This window comes from Shewanella sp. 8A (assembly GCF_023475945.1).
In the GTDB taxonomy this organism is placed as follows: domain Bacteria; phylum Pseudomonadota; class Gammaproteobacteria; order Enterobacterales; family Shewanellaceae; genus Shewanella; species Shewanella xiamenensis.
Genome location: NZ_JAMDJP010000004.1, coordinates 162,926 through 184,594 on the forward strand (window position 1 = coordinate 162,926; position 21,669 = coordinate 184,594).

Genomic DNA, 21,669 nt, shown 5'->3' on the forward strand with positions numbered 1-21,669 from the left:
ATAGAGCCGAAAACAACTGGCCAAGATGGAAGCGATTACTATGTTCAAAGCGAGTGAAGTGCTGGCAGGCCGCTACGATTCTGCCAATCTCGACGAACTGTTCAAAGCCGTCACCGACAACTACATTGTCGATGAAGAACAATACTTGTCAGAGCTAATCAAACTAGTACCCTCCAGTGATGAAGCCATCGAGCGCGTCACTCGTCGTGCCCACGAACTGGTAAACAAAGTTCGTCAATTTGAGAAAAAAGGCTTAATGGTTGGCATCGATGCCTTCCTGCAGCAATACAGCTTAGAGACTCAGGAAGGCATCATCCTGATGTGTTTAGCCGAAGCCCTGCTGCGTATTCCCGATGCGGCCACCGCCGACGCCTTGATTGAAGATAAACTTTCAGGTGCAAAATGGGATGAACACTTAAGCAAGAGCGATTCGGTGCTCGTTAATGCCTCCACTTGGGGCCTAATGCTCACGGGTAAAATTGTTAGCTTAGATAAAAAAATCGATGGTAGCCCAAGTAGCCTATTAGGCCGTTTAGTCAATCGTTTAGGTGAACCCGTGATCCGTCAAGCCATGATGGCGGCGATGAAGATTATGGGTAAGCAGTTCGTTCTCGGCCGCACTATGAAAGAAGCGCTCAAGAACAGCGAAGACAAGCGTAAATTAGGTTACACCCATTCTTACGATATGCTGGGTGAAGCCGCGCTGACGCGTAAAGATGCCGAAAAATACTTTACCGATTATGCCAATGCGATTACCGAGTTAGGCGCGCAAAGCTATAACGAAAGTGAATCACCACGCCCAACGATTTCTATCAAGCTGTCGGCATTGCACCCACGTTACGAAGTCGCTAACGAAGACCGTGTGTTGACCGAGCTGTACGACACTGTTATTCGCCTGATTAAACTCGCGCGCGGGTTAAATATCGGTATTTCTATCGACGCCGAAGAAGTTGACCGCCTCGAACTGTCATTAAAACTGTTCCAAAAACTGTTTAATTCTGACGCCACTAAAGGCTGGGGATTACTCGGTATCGTGGTGCAAGCTTACTCTAAGCGTGCCCTGCCAGTACTGGTATGGTTAACCCGCCTAGCGAAAGAGCAAGGCGACGAAATCCCCGTTCGCTTAGTGAAAGGCGCTTACTGGGATAGCGAGCTGAAATGGGCACAACAAGCTGGCGAAGCTGCTTACCCACTCTACACCCGCAAAGCCGGTACCGACGTATCTTACTTAGCCTGTGCGCGTTACCTGTTATCCGACGCCACCCGCGGCGCGATTTATCCCCAATTTGCTAGCCACAACGCACAAACGGTAGCGGCAATTTCCGATATGGCGGGCGATCGTAACCACGAATTCCAACGCCTACACGGCATGGGGCAAGAGCTGTACGACACTATTCTGTCGGAAGCGGGCGCGAAAGCGGTACGTATCTACGCTCCAATCGGTGCCCATAAGGATCTGCTGCCCTACTTAGTGCGTCGCCTACTGGAAAACGGTGCCAACACCTCGTTCGTGCACAAGCTGGTCGACCCGAAAACGCCTATTGAGTCTTTAGTGGTTCACCCACTGAAAACCCTGACAGGCTACAAAACCCTGGCTAACAACAAAATCGTTTTACCTACCGATATTTTCGGTAGCGATCGCAAAAATTCCAAGGGACTCAATATGAACATCATTTCAGAAGCAGAACCATTCTTCGCGGCCTTAGACAAATTTAAATCAACACAATGGCAAGCTGGCCCTCTGGTTAATGGCAACACCCTAACTGGTGAGCACAAAACCGTAGTGAGCCCATTCGATACCACTCAAACTGTGGGTCAAGTGGTCTTTGCCGACAAAGCGGCTATCGAACAAGCCGTCGCCTCGGCCCATGCGGCTTTCGGCTCTTGGACTCGTACGCCAGTGGAAGTGCGCGCCTCGGCACTGCAAAAGCTTGCGGATCTGTTAGAAGAAAACCGCGAAGAACTGATTGCCCTCTGTACCCGTGAAGCAGGTAAGAGCATTCAAGACGGTATCGACGAAGTGCGTGAAGCAGTAGACTTCTGCCGCTACTACGCGGTGCAAGCTAAAAAGCTGATGTCAAAACCTGAACTGCTCCCAGGCCCAACAGGAGAGCTCAACGAACTCTTCCTCCAAGGTCGCGGTGTGTTCGTCTGTATCAGCCCATGGAACTTCCCATTAGCGATCTTCTTAGGCCAAGTATCGGCGGCCCTCGCTGCGGGTAACACTGTGGTCGCAAAACCCGCTGAACAGACGTCTATCATTGGTTACCGTGCAGTGCAGTTAGCACACCAAGCGGGTATTCCAACGGACGTGCTGCAATATCTACCGGGCACAGGCGCTACCGTAGGTAACGCGCTGACGGCTGATGAGCGCATCGGCGGCGTATGCTTTACCGGTTCAACGGGCACAGCCAAACTCATTAACCGCACACTGGCAAACCGTGAAGGCGCCATCATTCCGTTAATCGCCGAAACCGGTGGTCAAAACGCTATGGTGGTCGATTCTACTTCTCAGCCAGAACAAGTGGTTAACGATGTAGTGTCTTCATCCTTCACCAGTGCGGGTCAACGCTGCTCGGCGCTGCGCGTACTCTTCCTACAAGAAGATATTGCAGACCGCGTTATCGATGTTCTGCAAGGTGCGATGGATGAGTTAGTGATTGGCAACCCAAGTTCAGTGAAAACCGACGTAGGCCCAGTTATCGATGCGACCGCGAAGGCTAACCTTGACGCCCATATCGACCACATCAAGCAAGTCGGTAAGCTTATCAAGCAAATGCCACTGCCAGCAGGCACTGAGAATGGTCACTTTGTAGCGCCAACTGCCGTTGAAATCGACTCAATCAAAGTGCTTGAAAAAGAACACTTTGGTCCAATCCTGCATGTGATCCGTTATAAAGCAGCGGATCTTGGCAAAGTGATCGATGAAATCAACAGCACAGGTTTTGGATTAACCTTAGGTATCCACAGCCGTAACGAAGGCCATGCCCTCGAAGTGGCTGATAAAGTGAACGTAGGTAACGTCTACATCAACCGTAACCAAATCGGCGCAGTCGTTGGCGTACAGCCTTTCGGCGGTCAAGGTCTGTCAGGTACAGGTCCAAAAGCCGGTGGTCCACACTACTTAACTCGCTTTGTGACTGAAAAAACTCGCACTAATAACATCACCGCTATCGGTGGTAACGCGACCCTGTTGTCACTGGGTGATAGCGACGCCTAAGTCCTAACGACTTATTGATAAACGAAAGCCAGACTCTGTCTGGCTTTTTTATTGGGTAATGAATGCTTATACCTAAATTCAATGAGAGAAATGAGCACAGGAATCAGTGGCGCCCTGAACTTTTCTGCCGTTAAACTTTCAGTCGTCGCTTAATTTTTCATCCTTTGGGACTTTCTCTGTCTCAATACTGGGCAGTAGTTTCGGTAATGGTTTGAGGTGCTAATAGGCGGCATCATGGGTTCTAGCTATCGTATTCCCTCATTGCCTGCCGCAGGCCTTTGCACTGTTACACCAGTGACACGCCGTGAATACGTCCCTGTAGGCTCTACTAAAACATCCATGTTTTAGAAGGTCACTGGCGCAACAATGCTTGATTTGGTGCAACCATGATAATCAAGTAATGCCAGTCCTGACCTCATCTTCAATTTTGTCTTTTCGTTGCAAAATTTAACAATGGGTGTCTCAATAAATTTTATGCCGCCAACGGTCACTTACATGACAATGCTTAACTCACTTATAACCATCTAATAAATTTGAAATTTTATTTTTAAATTTATATTTTTATAAAATTTTACAATGAATGGTTTATTAAACATTTGCCGAAATCACACTATTTTTTCAACGACTAACAGTAACGTAGCAGGGGATAGGTGAACTTCCATGACAGCTGGGTTAACGTATTACATTGAAAGAGTTATGTATGGCCTATCTATTGAGCAAGTTGATCCTGATTTTATAGTGACGCGCATTGTTGCATGCTAATATTCAATTAATTATTAAAGATATTCAATGTTAATTGCGAATAAAGGTATTAAAGATGGCATCATTTGAAACAGTGAGTGCAAAAGAATTCTTAACAGATTTTGAGCGAATCTTATCCAATCCCCAGTTGCATTATTTTTACTGTGAATGGAAACTACTTCGTTCGATTCGCGATAGACGATTTATGTTGGCTGAAATATCTGAAAATGTTCATCAATATCCAAATGTTTATAAGGCTTATCTGGCAATCAAAGACTCGATTGTTCTTCCTTTTGATAAACTTTTCCCCGAGCCTCTACAAATTTGGATCAATGATGCTTCTAGGCTTTGCCTTAATGTTTTACTTGATGAAAGCCAAGCCAATATTGATGCACTGATAATGCACATTGACAGCGGCGGCCATTATGAAGAATGCGTACCAAATTACTATAAACTTTGCGTTAAAGGCTTTAGAAAAGTAAGCAACATATGCTCCAAGTATCCATTAGGTTCTCAAGATATAAAAAATGTTATAGAAAATGCAGCATCAATATCCGCTTTAGGAAATCATTCTGATGCGGGCCGTCTTCATAAAATACTTAGTATTAACATTGATAAGCACAGTACAAATGCCATAAAAATACTTCACCTTGTTAAAGAAAAAGAAGGCAAAAAACTCGAATTCAAGTCATCATTCAATTATGATGTGAAAAATGATATGAAGAATAAAGAACTAAAATATCAATGCACTAAGACAATTGCTGCCTTTTTGAATTCCAGAGGTGGCACTTTGCTTGTAGGTGTTGATGACAATGGGAAAATACTTGGATTAGAAAAGGATTTATCATATACAGAATATGACCAAGACAAATTTATCCTTATGTTCAAAGATACTGTTAAAAATACATTAGGGGCAATGATTTCTCATTTTGTTGAATGGTCTCTAGAAGAAATTGATAGAAATTTGTTTGTTCTAATTGTATATGTAAAGCCCTCCACATTTCCCGTTTTACATAATAAGAATGAATTCTTCATAAGGTTCAATCCTTCAAGTGATCGCATATTAGACGATAAAGACCGTCAGAAATATATACAAGTAAGATTCAAAAACTAAGCACATTTTAACGAGCCACTCATTGTTAAATTTTCCAAAAGTAATAGTAGGCATCTCTCTGTTTGTTTTGCTTAACAAGCAGACAGCACGAAAGCGACAGGAGTTAACCTTCCCCCTCGGAGTTGCCGCAGGGCGAATAGAAAAATTGCGTGAGTCTCGCCATGGATGGCGAGCTAGCTTTCGCAGGTGCAGGGACGCATCCTTCGGAAGCGATAGCAAATTTGACTATGAGCACAAGGGGCTTTCAACTCCGTTAGGGGCGTCTTGGAGAATCCAAGGAGGATAGGACGAGCAGTCCTCCTTGGTCGGGTGTGGGGTGAAGCCCCACGACTTTGATTCACCTCGGCCGTTAGGCCTCTATTACTCACTACCCGCGATAACCTTGCTAATTCAAACACTAAGCAAACCAGCACGATTATCGGGTGTTGGTTGAAATCCCACAACTTTGATTCACCTCGGCCGAAAGGCCATGATTCGAGATTCGTGACACAACCCCTACACATTTTCTCACTCACTTACCTGACAAGAATTTCCTCAAAACTGAGTCTCACTAAGCAAGAGGTTTCAAAGCCAATGTGAGCGGCTTCAAATTGTGAATAGGCGAGATTTTAAAGCGATATGAGGGGATTGCGCCTAAGAGATAAAAACCTTCATAATCGCCATTCAATCAACCGATTTTTTACTTTCTCAAAGTCACTTTCTCAAGGCAACTATGACATTCTCGCTATTAGATATTTCTGCATTAACGTGGTTTATCGTTTCTTGGGCTGGCTATACCGCCTTTGCCCGACGCAAAGCGAAGGATACCGACTGTATTGCCCGTGGCCTGCATAAACACCGAATTTACTGGATGCTCGAGCTGATGACTCGAGGCGTGCGGGTAGGCGATGCGGCGTTATTAGCGAACCTTGAGCGTAATATTGCCTTTTTTGCCTCGACCACGTTGTTCGTGCTCGCGGGGGTATTAACCTTATTTGCCCAGGTTGAACGCCTCGAAGCCGTGATCGCCACTATTCCCTATGCTACGCCACCGAACCACTCCTTAGTCCAAGTGAAATTGGCGCTATTAGTGGTGATCTTCGTGATGGCGTTTTTCCAATTTACCTGGTCGATGCGCCAATACGGCTTTGTGAACGTGATGATAGGCGCAGGCCCGATGGATAGCGAAGGCGCCAATGACAACCTCAAAGCCTACGCGCGGCAAATGGCAACGGTGCAAGACCAAGCCGCCCATTCCTATAACTATGGCCTGCGGGCTTACTACTTTTCGATGGCCGTGCTCTGCTGGTTCGTGCACCCTATCCTATTTATTTTGGCTAGCCTGTTTGTGGTGGTCACCCTGTATCGCCGCGAATTTAAATCTCGCGCAGTTATGGCCATTACCGCTGCGAAGGCACATTTAGGAACCGAATACCAAGCGCGAGAAACTCAGCGTCAATCCAAGTAGTCGTCATTTAGCCTGAGACTGCGCCAGTAAAGCGCAGTCTAATTCTTGTTCTATACTCATTGGGTTAATCACCAATCAATAATGGGAGTGAACCATGAGTGATAATCTGTTAACAGTGGATGAAGTGTGCAAGTTGCTAGATAAGAGTCCGGCAACTATCAAACGCTATGCGCGGGAAAACCTGCTCAGCAGCGTGAAAGACGGTGAAGAATTGCGATTCCCCGAAGAAGAGGTCAAACGTTACTTAGCCTTTTCGCAGCGCTTAGGAAGATAAGCCGCCGCGCCTTTGTCGATTCATCCCCAAATGGACTTGGGATGCCTCGCTTATCCTTGTATAGCCATCTGTAACTGTTTGTAAGATAAAAATTCTCGCTGTGATTCCTCTAGCCCAAGTTCTGCGGCTAAGGCGAGGAGCTGCGCCTCATAGATGGGCAACTTAGCTTCATCATTAGTCATGATTGCAAGCTCGGCAAAGTCTCCTAAACCTTCGAGCCAATCAAGCGTTAAATGAAATTCCCCGAGAAAATACACGCTGCGGCGTTTTTTAATCTCAAGCACACATTGATAGCCTAAAGTCCGTAGCATACTTTTAGCCTTGTTGGCATCCGTGATATTGACCGCTTCACAACGGTCTTTCTCGGGACCTTTCACAATCCACAGCATGATGCCAGAGGGCTGCATCTCGCGAATACACAGGCTTTTATGCTCCGCCGCTAACGACACTGAGGGCGAATCAAAATAGCAGTCATGCTCAAGATTATCCTCGAGCATCACCTCGGGGGATTTGGTGCTTAGGCGTGCCCAAAAGGCTTCACGGTCTGTAAGCCGATACTTAAGCTCTACCTCAAACTTACCGTTAAAATGGGCGTTAATTTGTGGTGCTAATTCCGCTGGCGCTAAGTCTGCTGTTATTAGGTTGTTTATCAAAAGCTTTACTCCTTTTTAAGTCCGACTCAGCCCAATCGACGATAGAGCGCCTGATAGGCGGGACAAGTTTGAAGTAATTGCTGATGATCGCCCGATGCCACAATTTGCCCCTCGGCGAGGAGGTGAATTTGGTCCATCTTGGCCATCGCCGTTAAACGATGGCTAATCATGAGCAGAGTTTTATCCTTTGCAAATTCAAGTAGTAAACTTAGAATTTCCCGCTCGGTGCGCTTATCTAAGCCCTCGGTTGGCTCATCTAACAGTAACAAAGGCGCATCACGCAGCAATGCCCTTGCCACGCCAATTCGGCGCTGCTCACCGCCCGATAACTGCCGGCCGCCCTCACCAATCCACATATCGAGAGGCTTGTCGCCTTTAAGTAATTCGCCTAAACCAACCTGTTGTAATACTTGGATAAAATGCTCGTCATTGGCGGTACGCTTTTGCCCTTCTGGCACAGGCAAGGCAATGGCAAGATTCTCCCGCAGCGTGCCCGCATACAGATAGATCCGCTGGCTCACGACTGTCATCGCCGATCTTAATGCGCACTCGCTATAGTCACTCAATTGATGACCATCAAGGTAAATCTGACCGCTTTGCGCCTGCCACTCTCGGGTAATTAAGGACAATAAACTGGATTTACCGCAGCCAGTGGAGCCCAATAGCGCCACCTTTTGGCCCGGCTTTATCTCGAGGGATAAGCCCTGAAGCACGGGCTGGCTTTCGCTATAACTAAATTGGATATCGCGGATCAGCAATCCACCTGAGGTCGCCTTAAGATCTGTATCTGTACTAAAACGAATATCGCTTTCCTGCTCGGTGATTTCGTTAATACGCGTTGCCGCCAGCACACAACCGGACAAATGTTGGAAGGCGCCCGCAATCGGCATCATCATTTCCACACAGGCCATAGTGGCAAACACCATCAAGGCGAACATCGGTCCGGGAGGCACGGCATCGCCCACGCCATTGGCGGCTAAAAATAGCATCATGATGAGTGCCGAGCCCGTCGCCAGGATCAGCATGGCTTGGCTCAAGGCGGTGATATTCGCCATCGCCCCTTGGCTAGCAAATAACGCCTGCTCGGCCTCGTCGAGCTTGTGTCGGTATCTGGCGTTTGCACCAAATAAACTCAGCTCCGCTTGGCCTTGTAATATATCGAGTAACTGCACTCGATATTGGCGTTTAGTCTCCAGCATATTGCGGCTAGGCGCATGCCCGAGACGATAAAACAACAGTGGTAGCAGCAGCCAAATCACCACTAAAAACAGGCATAAACTTAAGGCTAGCTTGGCATCAAACCATGCGAGGAATAGATATAACAACGCCGTCATCAGCAAGGAAGCAGCCATCGGCGTCAGTAGTCTTAAATACAGATGGTCGAGCGTATCTATATCCGCCACGAGACGATTGAGCATATCCGCGCGGCGCAATCCTTGTAGATTTTTAGCGCTGAGCGGGAAGAGTTTTCGCCACGCCCACACCCGTAGTTCGGTTAATAATTTAAAGGTTGCCTCATGGGTTGCTAAGCGCTCACCGTAACGACTGGCCGTTCGCGCGATAGAAAGGAAACGCACGCCCCCCGCGGGAGTAAAAAAGTTAAAGGATTGGGAGCCGATAACCGTTAATCCCGCCACCGCCGTCGCCGATAAAAACCAGCCGGAAAGTGACAACAGCCCAATCCCCGCCATAAGCGTGGTGAGCGTGAGCACCAGCCCAATAACCATCATTAACCATTGATGGGAGAACAACCGAATGAAGGGAAGGAGTATTCTCATTGTGCACCTCCCTCTGTTGTCCCTAACGCAATATCGATGCGAGTATCAGGCATTGGCGATTCAAGCTCAATATCGGCTACCGACTCGGTATTTTCATGCAACATGGTTTGGAATAAACCCGCCTGCATAGAAAGAGTCGCAAAGTCGCCTCGCTGGACAATCAATCCCTTATCTAAGACTAAGATCGACTGCATCCGATCGAGCTGATCTAATCGATGGGTCACCATAATGCACATCTTGCCCGCCATCGCACGGTTCAAGGTGAGCGTTAATAGTTGCTCGCTAACACTGTCTAAACTCGCGGAGGGTTCATCAAGGATAAACACCTGCGACGCCTGTGCTAGCGCCCGCGCCAGAGCTATACGTTGTGCCTGCCCGACCGATAGGGTTGATGATTGTTCACCGATAGCTGTCGCTAAACCAAGGGGTTGCATGCGCACAAATTCATGGATATTGGCTTGCTCTAGCAAGTGCCACACCTGCTCGTCTGTAATATTAGGATTGGCTAGGGCTACGTTTTCCCGCACTGTGCCATGGAATAACTGTGGCTCTTGTCCAAGCCACGCTAATTGGCGCCGCCAATAGGCAAGATCAATGCTGGAGAGCTCAACACCATTAATCAGTAACTTGCCTTGATAGGGTAAAAAACCTAATAGCGCGTTGAGTAAACTGGTTTTGCCTGCACCACTTGGGCCAACTAAGGCTAAATGTTCCCCCTGTTTCAACTCAAAACTAATGGGCCCTAATAAGCGGCTGCCATCAACGCTAAAGACCTCAAGTTCTTCAGCTATCAGGCTTTCAATCTTCTCAAGTCTGGTATCACAAACGACTGAGTCTGTTGGCTGAGGCTCGGGATGCTCAAGCAGAGTCATCAAAGCCTGCGCGGCGCCAATCGCCTGCGCTTTGGCATGGTAGTGAGTGCCCATATCCCTTAACGGCTGATAAAACTCCGGCGCTAAAATGAGGATAAACAAACCGACAAACAGGCTAAAAGGTAAACCTTCATTGGTATTAGGCCCAATTTGAGCGTGCGCGCCATAGTAGCCAAAATCGAGGTGACCTAAGTAACTAAAACCAAAGTAAACCGCTAATACAGCAATCGACACCGCCGCAAAAAACTCCAGTACCGCCGAGCTTAAAAAAGCCATGCGCAGCACCGACATGGTTCGGCTGCGAAACTCCTCCGATGCCTTTTCAATCACCTTCAGCTCAGCATCGCCTCGATTGAATAGCTTTAAGGTCGCAAGCCCTTTTAATCTATCCATAAAGTGGCCACTTAATCTGGCTAAAGCATTGAAGTTTTTACGATTGGCATCAGCAGCGCCCATACCGACAAGGATCATAAACAGCGGGATAAGGGGCGCGGTTAACAGCAAAATCAGCCCCGCCGCCCAGTTGATGGGAAACACGGCGATGAGGATCAATAAGGGGATCACGCCAGCAAGCGTCATTTGCGGTAAATAACGAGCATAAAAGTCTTGTAAATCTTCAACTTGCTCTAACACTATGCTCGCCCAACTGCCTGCGGGTTTACCTTTAATAAACGCAGGGCCGAGCCGAGTTAACTTATCCATTACCGCACTGCGGATCTGTTGGCGTAAACGTTTACCCGCTTCAAAACTGGCACGCTCGCGGCCATAGGCAAGTATTGCTCGCAATAACATTAAGCCAATCAAGGCCATAAAATGCGGCAGATAATCACTCGCGCTGATAACAGTCTGAGCGCTATCGGCGCCGAATCCGAGCAATCCATTACCAATAATCACACCATCGAGGAGAGTGGCAATTAAATAAGCCTGCACGATCAATGCAATAGCACTTAATATTCCACACCAGACCGAAAGTTCAAGAAACCAGCCACAGGCCTTTTTTTGCGACTTGAGCCAAACAAGAAGGGACTTTTCTAACGACTTATCCATGGTGCTCCAACAAAACCAACACTGCAGTAAATTGTAGAAATCGATCTAACGCTTACCAATCAATGCCAAGGGCTTGCAATAAGCGAAAAGCTTCGATAGGGACGCAGTATCGCAGGCATCCCCAACAGATGAAACCTTGGACGTATCTTTTGCTAAAAGATTCACGAAAATGCGATGATGATCAATAAATTCAGATTTAGCTCACACAGATAAATACTTCACGCCTATAAACACTTATCTAGAACCACGTATTCGCACTCTCACATATCATCAAACTTAAAAATCTTTGTTGATTACGGATAACCCTATTTAACGAGGATAAAGACTAAAATATTAGCTAACTGGTCATTAGCGAAATTGTTGGATAAGATAGGAATAATTTTCAAGGAGTTAGATAGCAATGACAAACAAACATTCCGGTTTCACGTTAATCGAACTTGTTGTTGTGATTATTATTTTGGGCATTTTGGCTGTAGTGGCTGCCCCCAAATTTGTTAATTTACAGTCTGATGCGTACAAAAGTCAGTTGTCGGGTGCATTGGCATCAATGAAGTCTGCGGTCACCTTATTCAAGGCAAAATCAGAAATCGCCAACACAGGTACGACTAATCGTGTGGTTTTTGATGGTATTAGGGGTGAGAATTACCAACCTTGGGCCGCAAGCAGTAGTGGCACAGCACCTAGTGCGGGCTACACAACACCACCTGAAATTTTTAATGCCGCAGGCTTAAGCGTGAATGATTGGTCCTACCGTATTTATACATCCAACGGCACCTATCAAGTCATTGCAACCCCAAAGCAAAAGTTAAATCTGGCGACTCCGACTCAAGCCGATGTATCTGCAACCAATTGTTATATAGACTATAAATGGGAGACAACAGGTGTTCCGACCTATACTAAGGTTGACACAGGTTGCTAATGACTGAGGCTTGTTGACGTTTTGGGCGCAATCAAAACGTCAATAGTGCGCATGTAACCATATTTAGTGACCCTATTTCCGCGCTAAGGCTGAATACCACCGTATTTGACTAACACATGCCAAAGTAGCTTGAGTTCATGGGCTACTTGAGCACGATTACCTCGATCTCGCCAATGCTGAGGCGAATGGTATAAATCCCGCGCAGCAACCCCAATGGCATAAGCATCGACGCTGTCGTCAATCGCAATACGTTCGGCCAGAGATGGCATAGTGGGTCCACGGAAATCGCTAGGGATCTGTGCCGTATGCAGGCTAAAACCATTATGGTATTGCAGCTCAATATCGTAACGGTCGCACAACTTAGTTAACGTTGCCCCGATTTCAGTCCCTTTAAAACTCGGATCGGCCACCAGCATGGCAATATCTTCATCGAGTGACACGTCACCGTGAATTTGCGCTTCGATATAATGATCAAGATTTGTCGACATCGGGCGTTCAAAGCGGGCAAGCAATGACGAATTAAGCTGATGCGCCAAATAATGAATCACATTTAGAGGCTTAAAGTCCGCCTTACCCAAGGCATAGTGGCGCTCAAAACTCTCGGTCAGCAGTGCCGCTAGCACATCATCAAAACAAGATAATGTCCCCTTTTCCTTAGGATTACGGTAAGAATCAAGGTAAGTAAAGGTCGAGCGCGTGAGCAATTGTGAGTGGGTGAGCAGATAACAACTGCCAAAACGCGGGGCGGGGCCATCCTGCCACATGCCTAAATCTAAAGCGCCATACTTAGGGCGGGATTTGGTTCCTTTATACACATCGCCAAACAGCTGATTTTCCCAATGATCCCTTGGTCCTCCAAGCTCAGGCGATAACTGCCCATTGGAAATATGGGTCTCGAACTGACTACGGTATTGCCCATCACGTAGAAGCCCTTCGGCGACTGTTAGACCTCGGCTGTCGATTCTGTCGGGATGGAAATGCAGTGCAACCCGGCCACACTGAAATAATTGCTTGAGTGCTAACTGCATCTCCTGCATGGGAATATTCGACATCTGCTGCACGTTTTTAATCACAGCCACGGCCTGCTCACTTCGCCCACGTGCAAGGCGTTCAATATGCTGTATTGCTGTCATAATCCACCCGCCATGAGGCGTTAATATTCCTGAGCAGAACTATCTTAAGAATGCAATGGTGCAGAATTCAACCTGCAAACGGAAAAACATCCCGTGAATCTTTACATATCCCGTTTATGAATATGTCTGGCCAACACTTTGGCAACCTATTGAGGAATCTTGTTAATTTTACCTCAAGTTGAACTACTTATAAGTAATCAAATTAACATAAACGTGATCTTTCGCTAAATACTGAACAAGATACTGATAGGTCGATAAATTAGCCACTAATGAAATAGGATTTTTATGCCTTTATACAACAAAATGCTTTCAGTCGTAGCACTGAGGCCCCTGTTAATGTAAGCTGCACGCCCGCCGTTCAGGCTATACCAAAGCAACGATGCGATGTTGCCACAAGAGATCCATTAATGAGTTTTTCCGCCTTAGGTTTATCCGCACCACTCCAAAAAGCCGTATCCGAACAGGGCTATGACACGCCATCTCCCATCCAAGTGCAAGCAATTCCAGCTGTACTAACGGGCAAAGACGTCATGGCTGCGGCCCAAACGGGAACAGGAAAAACCGCAGGTTTTACGCTGCCATTACTGGAATTACTCGCTAAAGGCCAAAAAGCCAAGTCAGGACAAACTCGCGCCTTAGTCTTAACTCCTACGAGGGAACTGGCGGCACAAGTTGGCGAAAGTGTTGAAACCTATGGTAAATATCTACCACTGCGTTCAGCTGTGGTCTTTGGTGGCGTGCCTATCAACCCGCAAATCAATAAATTACGTCATGGTGTTGATGTGTTAGTTGCCACACCAGGGCGACTATTAGATCTTGTGCAACAAAATGCGGTAAAGTTTAATCAACTTGAGATCTTAGTGCTCGACGAAGCGGATCGTATGTTGGATATGGGCTTTATCCGTGATATCAAAAAAATCCTTGCACTCTTACCCGCTAAGCGACAAAACCTGATGTTTTCAGCCACCTTCTCCGATGAGATCCGTGAGCTTGCAAAAGGGTTAGTCAATCATCCGGTTGAGATTTCCGTCACGCCGCGCAATGCCGCAGCAACGACGGTTAAACAATGGATTTGCCCCGTTGATAAAACGCAAAAATCAGCCCTGCTGATCCAACTCATCAAACAGGAAAACTGGCAGCAAGTGTTAGTGTTTTCGCGTACTAAACATGGCGCAAACCGACTCGCGAAGAGCCTTATCCAAGCCGACATTAGCGCTGCCGCGATCCACGGTAATAAAAGCCAAGGTGCGCGCACTAAAGCCCTCGCCGACTTTAAGAGCGGTGAAGTTCGCGTATTGGTTGCGACCGATATTGCCGCCCGCGGTTTAGATATCGATCAGTTACCGCAAGTTGTTAACTTTGATTTACCTAACGTGCCTGAAGATTATGTGCATCGGATTGGCCGTACCGGCCGTGCTGGCGCCACAGGCCAAGCCGTTTCATTAGTCAGCAGCGAAGAAATTAAACTGCTTAAAGATATTGAGCGATTAATTAACCGCGTGCTCGAGCGCCAAGAAGTTGCAGGTTTTGGCCCAGTGCATGCGCTGCCCGAAACAACGCTCACTCCCCAAGGTAAAAATCATAAAGTACAAGCCGTGGCAAGCCAGCGTAAACACCGCAGTGCAGGAAAACCTGCCCCACGATCTGGTTCTGGCCGTGATGCGTCTCAAACATCCAGCGTTCGAGATGGCAGCCACGATAAGCACAGCACGCCATCACGCAACAGCAATGAACATCATAAGACCGAGGCAGCAGTTGCACGCTCGCCAAAACCAAAGAGTAAGCATCCTCAGCGCGATGGCGGCACAACTAACAGTGCAACGGCAGGGAACAATGCAAAAGCGAAACCGCATTCAGGTGCACAGCAACGTAGCCATGCAGAACGAAGCGACAAATCAAACAATGATGGACGCCGCCAAGAGCAGCCCAAAGGCCGCAATCCACACAGTGTAAAACCGGCTTCGAATGAGCCGAAACAGCACTCACATCGCGCAGATAACCGCCCGAATCGTGTTAAGCCTTAATAGCATTAAGTCATAGTCGCGTTAACTAATAATCGCCGTTAAGCTTCAGCCAGTTATCCAAAAATGCACAATAAAAATGCCCAGAGCCTAAGCGCTGGGCATTTTTATTTTACTAAACAAATTGATAGCGATAGTGCTAAATCCCTAGACTGTGCGCACCTTAAATTGCAGCATCGCTTCACGTAATGAATTTGCCTGTTGGGAGAGTGACTCACTGGCTTTAGCCGTTTCAAAAGCGCTGCTAAGCACAGACTCACCTGAATCCCGTATGGTATTGATCCGTTCACTAATATCCTCAGCCGTGACAGCTTGTTCCTCACTCGCGGTAGCCACTTGTGCATTAGCCTGTGATAACTGAGTTAATGCATCCGAAATTTCAAGCAAGTTTTGTTTGATTTGGTTAACTAATAGAGATGAATCCTTGATTTGTAATTCATTTTTACCAAATGAATCCACAGCAGATTTTGCATCAAGTACTAAGGTTTGGATAAGTTCACTGATTTCCTGTGTGGCTGTTTGGCTGCGAGTTGCCAATGCACGAACCTCATCGGCAACCACGGCAAACCCTCGACCTTGCTCACCCGCTCTTGCCGCCTCGATTGAGGCATTTAAAGCAAGCAGATTGGTCTGCCCTGCTATTGCATCAACCACAGACACAAAGTTTAAGATTTTACCTGTACTTGCCTGTAACTGCTGAATAAGCTGACTGGATTGCTGAGCGCTAGCCACTAATTGCTGAGCAATTTTCTCACTCGCGTCAACAACGGCACAGCTTTCTTTCACTCGGCTTTCCGCTTGTCCTGATGAGTAGGATGCACTCTCGGCGCTGCTAGCAACTTCAGTAATTGTCGCCGCCATTTGGGTCATGGAGGTGGCAACTTGATCTGTATCTTCCTGCTGACTAAGTATCGCTTTACGATTATTTTCAGCTACAGCATTAAGCTCTGTAACCATAGATGCGATTTCTTCACTGCGACCAATCACTTGCCCAACGGTTTTACTGAGGGTTAGGGCCATTTGATTCATACTAATAGTCAGCTCGCCCAGTTCATCTTTCGATTCTACTGTTAATTCTCGGCTAAAGTTTCCCGACTCCATCATGGCTGCTGCATTACGCAGGCGCATAATCGAACGTACTATGTACTGACTAAAGGCGATTCCGATAACTAAACCTAAAATCAAAGCGATAGAAGAAATAACTATTAAGCCGTAAATGGCGTCTTGCTCTTCGTTCTCGGTAACAGTGACTGCTGTTTGTGTCATTTGCTCTAAACGCAACGCAAACTGGCTTAGCTGGGTATTAAATTCACCTTGGGTTTGTTCAAGTTCATTCACCTGTTGCACCAATGCCGCAGGATTAGTGCGTTGCTGGATTGCGGCAACCACGGTGGCAAGCTTTAGATCGTAATCTCGATAAACTCGAATAATATTGGTAATTTCTTGGGTTAACTGTTGTGTTTTATCTCGTAACTCTGAAGATTGGGGATATGCTAGCGCCTCATTGAGCATGGTTTGGGTGGACATCAACTCATTATTAATCCGCTCTTTATGTTGAATCACTTCACCAATAAAGCCGTCAATTAATCGCTCCTGCGCTGAAACGGGTATCTCAGAGGCTCTGAAAGCCTTCTCAAGGCTAATCGAACTCTCAAGCTGCAAGATAGTAACTTCATTCGATAATTTCACTAATGGTATGTTTTCTAATGCAATTGTGTGAATTTCATCGGCAACCCGCTTCATTTTAAGCAAGCTAAATCCTGCTAATAACAGAATCAGTAGCAGCATAATGCCGATTAAACTGCCCATTTTATATCTGATCTGCAAATCTCTTAAGAAGCCAAGCATAAGGATGCTACTCCAACTGCCAATGTCTTATTTGTCTTTATTTAGCATAGTCGGAGTTTTTCGCTTTGCAGTGACGAGCAAGCATGACTAAACAAAAATAGTGGCAATCTGCAAACTTAACGTTTGAGTCTACGACTTAAGCATAAGGAGAAATTTGAGACTGAATCTTGGTTAAGCTAAACCGCCATAATAAGAGAGTGGGAAAATAAGCGTTGGGATGCCATAAGCGCCTGTGAAAACTTGCATTTGACGGGAAGATATCCGAAGATCCCAACGCCTTTTTATTGCGTTAAGCCCTAGATGACACACTCAACCCCGACCGACACGCTATTGCCCGATAGCCATAGCCAAATCCGCGCGCAATTTCCCACCCTCTCGCAAATGTTGGGCGATTATCCCCTGTGTTATCTCGATACCGCGGCCACCAGCCAAAAGCCGCAGTGTGTGTTAGAGGCAATGGCACAATATTACCAATACGACAATGCCAATGTGCACCGCGCAGCGCACCAGTTATCGGCGCGAGCCACTTCTTGCTACGAGAAGGTGCGCGATCAATTGCAGGTATTTATCAATGCCAAACGCCGTGAAGAAATCATTTTCACCCACGGTACTACTGAGTCCATCAACTTAGTCGCGTTTGGCTTAACGCCACAACTTAAATCTGGCGATCTGATTTTGATCGACAGCGCCGCCCACCACGCCAACATTGTTCCGTGGCAAGAATTGGCAAAACGCACTGGCGCTATCATTAAACCTATTCCGCTGACTCAAGATTGCCGACTTGATCTAAATGCCTACCAAGCCTTGCTGGAACTGAAACCCAAGGTTGTCGCCCTGTGCCATGTATCCAACGCCTTAGGTACGGTAAATCCGGTGGTGGAGTTAGTTCGCCAAGCAAAAGCCCAGGGGGCACTCACCTTAGTCGATGGCGCGCAGGCCGTGGCACATTTAAGTGTTGATATGGCCGCCATCGATTGTGATTTTTATGTGTTTTCTGGCCACAAGATGTACGGCCCGACGGGCATTGGCGTGCTTTATGGCCGTTTCGAGATACTCGATACCCTTACACCGCTACTTACGGGCGGCGAAATGATCAAACGCGTCAGTTTTGATGGCACCGAATTTGGCAGCTTGCCTAATCGCTTAGAGGCTGGCACACCGCCGATCAGTGCAGTGATTGGCCTTGGCGCCGCTCTCCGCTTTTTGCAACAACACCTCACGTCAGAGGTTAAAGCCCATGAAGCTGAACTGCTTGAGTATTTGCAAAACCAACTACGCGCCCTTGGCGATGTGCATCTGTATGGCGCGCATCGCGATAATATTGGCACCGTCGCTTTTAACCTTGCCGATGAACATCATCAGGATGTGGGCATTTTATTAGATCAACAAGGCGTTGCAGTTCGCTGCGGCCATCACTGCGCCATGCCCTTAATGCAAACCCTTAACCTTAAAGGCTGTTGCCGCGCCTCAATTGGTATCTACACCAATAAAACCGATATCGACCGCTTTATTGCCGCCTTGGCCTCAGTTAAAGAATTGCTACTCTAAGGTTTATCCTTAAAGCCATCAGCAAAACAGATAAAAAGAGGATAGTTCCCCATGACATTGCCAATCATGCCTCCAGCAACCGATTTTGCTTATCAGGTTGAGGATGCAGCGACATTACTAGCACGGTTTGAGCAGGCACCAAACTGGCAGGAAAGATATCGCCAAATCATGTTACTAGGTAAAACCTTACCGACTTTAGCGGACGCGTTTCGCCTTGAGTCTGCTCAAGTGAAGGGCTGCGAGAGTGATGCCTGGCTGTACCATCTAGAGCAAGACGGTAAGCATTATTTTCTGGCCGATAGTGATGCGCGCATCGTGAAGGGGTTAATCGGTTTACTGTTGAGTGCCTGTCACGGCAAACAGAGCGACGAGATACTCGCCTTTGACCCTTCCGCCTATTTCAAACAATTAGGGCTAGAGGGCCAATTAAGTCCCTCACGAACCAACGGCTTACATGCCTTAGCTAAGGCAATGATTGATGCGGTAAAACCCTAAATCAATCTGCGGGTTAAATCGACAAAAGAGGGATTTAATCAAAGACTTCTATGCTTTAACAGGGTATAAAGAAGTACAAATGAGCTTAATCTAAAGGAGAGTGCACGTCCATGAAGGCTATCAATCACCGTCGCCGAACTCTGCTCAAAGGCCTCAGTGCAGTTACTGGATTGAGCGCCGCCAGTGCATTAAGCCCTTTTGCCAGTTTCTCTAGTCTTGCCGCGCTGCTTCCTCCACGTGCACGGCGCTTATATATCGATGGTTTATCCTTTTTGCCCGATGATTTAGCCGATGTTCGCGCCTCAGGCCTCGATGCCTTTCTGTGTGATATCTCCGCCATTGAAACCATTGAACAAGCCGACGGCACCTTAAACTACAAGCGAACCTACAAAGCCTGCATGGACAGCATCCAGCAAGCAGCAAAACGGGTGAGCGAGCATCCCGATATCCTCTTACAAGGCTTAACAGGACGCGATATCCAGCTTGCGAGGGAGAGCAATCGCACGGCAGTTTTCTTTCAAATCCAAGGTGCGGACTGTGTTGAAGATGATAGTGATGCCAACCAATGGGCCCGTGTCGATGCGTTTCATCGCCAAGGCCTACGCGCACTGCAACTCACTCACCATTATGGCAATACCTTTGCGGGCGGAGCGCTAGATAACGATGCCAATGGCGGACTCAATAAACCGCTGACGAATCATGGGCGAGCGCTTATCGCAAAACTCAACCAAGCCAATATATTAATCGATGTGAGCCACTCAAGCGCCCAGACCGCGTTAGATGTGGCTAAACTGAGCCGCGCGCCAATCGTTCAAAGCCATGGCGCTGCGCGCGGGATCGTTAAACATGCCCGTTGTAGCCCAGATGAAGTGATCCGTGCTATTGCTAATTCAGGCGGTGTTTTTGGTGTCTTTATGATGAGCTTTTGGCTCACCAATAAGGCCGTCCCAACGATCAATGACTATATCCGCCAATTAGAATATGTGGCCCGGGTCGGTGGAGTTGATTGTGTGGCCATCGCCAACGATTTTCCGCTGCGAGGTCAAGAAAATCTGTTAGCCCTGAATAACGATAATGCCCAAGGCATTAAGGAATATCAGGATTGGTGGTACAGCCTAAGGGCCAAAAAAGTATTAGGCTTTGATGCTGAACCAAGGCATGTAGTGATCCCTGAGTTAAACCATATCGAACGCATGAGTCGGATTGATGATGCCCTAGCCAAGGCCCGATTTAAATCGACCGACCGCGACCGCTTTATGGGCGGCAACTGGCAACGAGTGTTAAATCAAGTATTAATCTAAATCCATCACCGCATAACTGGTACTTAGATAACAGCTCCAAGACAGCTTACTCGAGGATGATGGGAAACCTAACAGGATAACCATGCTAACCACACTTGCCATCTCTAACTACCGCACCTTAAGGGAAGTCGTCTTACCCCTGGGCCGACTTAATGTCGTCACTGGCGCTAACGGTAGTGGCAAATCTAATTTATACAAAGCATTACGTCTATTAGCGCAAACGGCGCAGGGTGGCGTAGTCAATGCTTTAGCACAAGAGGGCGGCTTAGATTCCTGTTTTTGGGCTGGACCTGAGAATCTGACCAAGGGCATGTTAGCAGGTGATACCCCCATCGAAGCGACCGTAAGGCAAGCGCCAAAACGCCTAAAGCTAGGCTTTGCGGGCGAAGATTTTAGTTATCTGATTGAACTTGGCCTGCCCAAACCCGACTCGACGACCCTCTTTGGCTTAGATCCCCAAATCAAACGAGAGGCGATTTGGAATGGTGCAAAATACCGTCCAGCAAGCGTCTTAGTCGAGCGCCGCGGCCCTATGGTGAAAAGTCGCAGCCAAGATGGCCAAGGCTGGATTACCCTAAGCGCACACCTGCAAACCGGTGACAGTATGTTTACCGAACTTGCCGATCCAGAACGCAGCCCTGAAGTGTTAACGCTAAGGGATAGCATTCGTGCTTGGCGTTTTTATGATCATTTTAGAACCGATGCCGAGGCTCCAGCCCGCCGCCCTCAACTTGGCACAGCAACGCCCGTGCTACACCATGATGGCCGGGATCTTCCCTCTGCTATACAAACTATTTTTGAAATTGGCGATAAGAGCGCTTTTGACCATGCGGTGAGCGATGCCTTTCCGGGAGCGAAGGTTCGTATCACGCCTCAAGCGGGCGGGATCCTACAACTTGAATTTCATCAGCAAGGTTTATTAAGACCACTGCATGCGAGCGAGTTATCCGATGGCACACTGAGATATTTACTGTTAATTGCCGCCCTGTTGACTCCAAGACCACCGGAACTCATGGTGTTAAACGAACCCGAAACAAGCCTGCATCCTGATTTATTACCCGCATTAGCGAGACTTATCGCTAAGGCGTCCGAGGTATGTCAATTATGGGTAGTGTCACACGCTAATCGATTAATCAATGCCTTAAGTCAGTTTGAGGAATGTAATACTTTGGCTCTGGATAAAACCCTAGGGCAAACTCAAATCTTAGGTCAGGATTTGCTCAATACACCCAGTTGGCAATGGCAAAACAGCTAGACC

15 protein-coding genes are annotated in these 21,669 nt (G+C 47.3%); 10 read left to right on the forward strand and 5 right to left on the reverse strand.

The features are described 5' to 3' along the window. The first annotated feature begins 25 nt into the window (after positions 1–25). From putA to M0413_RS04625, 4 genes are all read left to right on the forward strand, one after another. A complete protein-coding gene (gene putA, locus M0413_RS04610; protein WP_249553298.1) occupies positions 26–3,220 on the forward strand; it encodes a bifunctional proline dehydrogenase/L-glutamate gamma-semialdehyde dehydrogenase PutA in 3,195 nt (1,064 codons plus the stop codon). An 817-nt stretch (positions 3,221–4,037) separates the two neighbouring features. Beyond that, a complete protein-coding gene (locus tag M0413_RS04615; RefSeq protein WP_249553300.1) occupies positions 4,038–5,075 on the forward strand; it encodes an AlbA family DNA-binding domain-containing protein in 1,038 nt (345 codons plus the stop codon). 712 nt (positions 5,076–5,787) lie between these two features. Next, the gene (locus M0413_RS04620) at positions 5,788–6,522 is read left to right on the forward strand and encodes a DUF599 domain-containing protein (protein ID WP_037421785.1); all 735 of its coding nucleotides are present in this window, start codon (positions 5,788–5,790) and stop codon (positions 6,520–6,522) included. Positions 6,523–6,616: 94 nt separating this feature from the next. After that, entirely contained in the window at positions 6,617–6,796 is a 180-nt protein-coding gene (locus M0413_RS04625) for a helix-turn-helix domain-containing protein (protein WP_011623867.1), read from the forward strand. A gap of 50 nt (positions 6,797–6,846) precedes the next feature. Here the strand turns inward: M0413_RS04625 and cyaB are convergent, their stop codons facing one another. The 3 genes from cyaB to cydD are packed head-to-tail and all read right to left on the reverse strand — an operon-like array spanning position 6,847 to position 11,146. Beyond that, positions 6,847–7,449 carry a class IV adenylate cyclase gene (gene cyaB / locus M0413_RS04630; protein ID WP_283771901.1) on the reverse strand — a complete coding sequence of 201 codons (603 nt, stop codon included), beginning with the start codon at positions 7,447–7,449 and terminating at the stop codon, positions 6,847–6,849. Positions 7,450–7,475: 26 nt separating this feature from the next. Continuing rightward, positions 7,476–9,227: a heme ABC transporter ATP-binding protein/permease CydC gene (gene cydC / locus M0413_RS04635; RefSeq protein ID WP_249553302.1), complete on the reverse strand. Its 1,752-nt coding sequence runs from the start codon at positions 9,225–9,227 to the stop codon at positions 7,476–7,478. Further along, positions 9,224–11,146 (reverse strand): heme ABC transporter permease/ATP-binding protein CydD, encoded by a 1,923-nt coding sequence (cydD, locus tag M0413_RS04640; RefSeq protein ID WP_249553304.1) that lies wholly within the window; start codon positions 11,144–11,146, stop codon positions 9,224–9,226. The genes cydC and cydD overlap by 4 nt, the downstream gene beginning before the upstream one ends. 400 nt (positions 11,147–11,546) lie before the next feature. Here cydD and M0413_RS04645 point away from each other — a divergent pair, with 400 nt between their 5' ends. Further along, positions 11,547–12,065, forward strand: a complete 519-nt coding sequence (locus tag M0413_RS04645) for a type II secretion system protein (protein WP_088586741.1) — start codon at positions 11,547–11,549, stop codon at positions 12,063–12,065. 83 nt (positions 12,066–12,148) lie between these two features. Here M0413_RS04645 and M0413_RS04650 read toward each other — a convergent pair whose 3' ends face one another. Next, the gene (locus M0413_RS04650; protein ID WP_037421804.1) at positions 12,149–13,198 is read right to left on the reverse strand and encodes a DUF3626 domain-containing protein; all 1,050 of its coding nucleotides are present in this window, start codon (positions 13,196–13,198) and stop codon (positions 12,149–12,151) included. A 407-nt stretch (positions 13,199–13,605) separates the two neighbouring features. Here M0413_RS04650 and M0413_RS04655 point away from each other — a divergent pair, with 407 nt between their 5' ends. Then, complete coding sequence (locus M0413_RS04655; protein WP_249553306.1) at positions 13,606–15,222, forward strand: DEAD/DEAH box helicase; 1,617 nt, start codon at positions 13,606–13,608, stop codon at positions 15,220–15,222. A gap of 144 nt (positions 15,223–15,366) precedes the next feature. On the opposite strand, the gene M0413_RS04660 is transcribed toward M0413_RS04655, so the two are convergent. Beyond that, positions 15,367–17,067 carry a methyl-accepting chemotaxis protein gene (locus tag M0413_RS04660; protein WP_330130904.1) on the reverse strand — a complete coding sequence of 567 codons (1,701 nt, stop codon included), beginning with the start codon at positions 17,065–17,067 and terminating at the stop codon, positions 15,367–15,369. Between the two features lie 300 nt (positions 17,068–17,367). Between M0413_RS04660 and M0413_RS04665 the strand changes: the two genes are divergently transcribed. The 4 genes from M0413_RS04665 to M0413_RS04680 all read left to right on the forward strand — a co-directional run bounded on the left by M0413_RS04665 (position 17,368) and on the right by M0413_RS04680 (position 21,666). Then, positions 17,368–18,615 (forward strand): aminotransferase class V-fold PLP-dependent enzyme, encoded by a 1,248-nt coding sequence (locus tag M0413_RS04665; protein ID WP_249553310.1) that lies wholly within the window; start codon positions 17,368–17,370, stop codon positions 18,613–18,615. A 51-nt stretch (positions 18,616–18,666) separates the two neighbouring features. Then, positions 18,667–19,110 (forward strand): SufE family protein, encoded by a 444-nt coding sequence (locus tag M0413_RS04670; protein WP_055647740.1) that lies wholly within the window; start codon positions 18,667–18,669, stop codon positions 19,108–19,110. 110 nt (positions 19,111–19,220) lie between these two features. After that, positions 19,221–20,411: a dipeptidase gene (locus M0413_RS04675; RefSeq protein WP_055647739.1), complete on the forward strand. Its 1,191-nt coding sequence runs from the start codon at positions 19,221–19,223 to the stop codon at positions 20,409–20,411. A gap of 82 nt (positions 20,412–20,493) precedes the next feature. Continuing rightward, positions 20,494–21,666, forward strand: a complete 1,173-nt coding sequence (locus M0413_RS04680) for an AAA family ATPase (RefSeq protein WP_047533314.1) — start codon at positions 20,494–20,496, stop codon at positions 21,664–21,666. Positions 21,667–21,669 lie beyond the last annotated feature (3 nt).

Coding starts and splice junctions, on each gene's coding strand:
- M0413_RS04650 (WP_037421804.1), bottom strand. CDS start 13,198: ATGACAGCAATACAGCATATTGAACGCCTTGCACGTGGGCGAAGTGAG.
- M0413_RS04655 (WP_249553306.1), top strand. CDS start 13,606: ATGAGTTTTTCCGCCTTAGGTTTATCCGCACCACTCCAAAAAGCCGTA.
- cydC (WP_249553302.1), bottom strand. CDS start 9,227: ATGAGAATACTCCTTCCCTTCATTCGGTTGTTCTCCCATCAATGGTTA.
- M0413_RS04620 (WP_037421785.1), top strand. CDS start 5,788: ATGACATTCTCGCTATTAGATATTTCTGCATTAACGTGGTTTATCGTT.
- M0413_RS04665 (WP_249553310.1), top strand. CDS start 17,368: ATGACACACTCAACCCCGACCGACACGCTATTGCCCGATAGCCATAGC.
- M0413_RS04675 (WP_055647739.1), top strand. CDS start 19,221: ATGAAGGCTATCAATCACCGTCGCCGAACTCTGCTCAAAGGCCTCAGT.
- putA (WP_249553298.1), top strand. CDS start 26: ATGGAAGCGATTACTATGTTCAAAGCGAGTGAAGTGCTGGCAGGCCGC.
- cydD (WP_249553304.1), bottom strand. CDS start 11,146: ATGGATAAGTCGTTAGAAAAGTCCCTTCTTGTTTGGCTCAAGTCGCAA.
- M0413_RS04660 (WP_330130904.1), bottom strand. CDS start 17,067: ATGCTTGGCTTCTTAAGAGATTTGCAGATCAGATATAAAATGGGCAGT.
- M0413_RS04680 (WP_047533314.1), top strand. CDS start 20,494: ATGCTAACCACACTTGCCATCTCTAACTACCGCACCTTAAGGGAAGTC.
- M0413_RS04625 (WP_011623867.1), top strand. CDS start 6,617: ATGAGTGATAATCTGTTAACAGTGGATGAAGTGTGCAAGTTGCTAGAT.
- M0413_RS04645 (WP_088586741.1), top strand. CDS start 11,547: ATGACAAACAAACATTCCGGTTTCACGTTAATCGAACTTGTTGTTGTG.
- M0413_RS04615 (WP_249553300.1), top strand. CDS start 4,038: ATGGCATCATTTGAAACAGTGAGTGCAAAAGAATTCTTAACAGATTTT.
- M0413_RS04670 (WP_055647740.1), top strand. CDS start 18,667: ATGACATTGCCAATCATGCCTCCAGCAACCGATTTTGCTTATCAGGTT.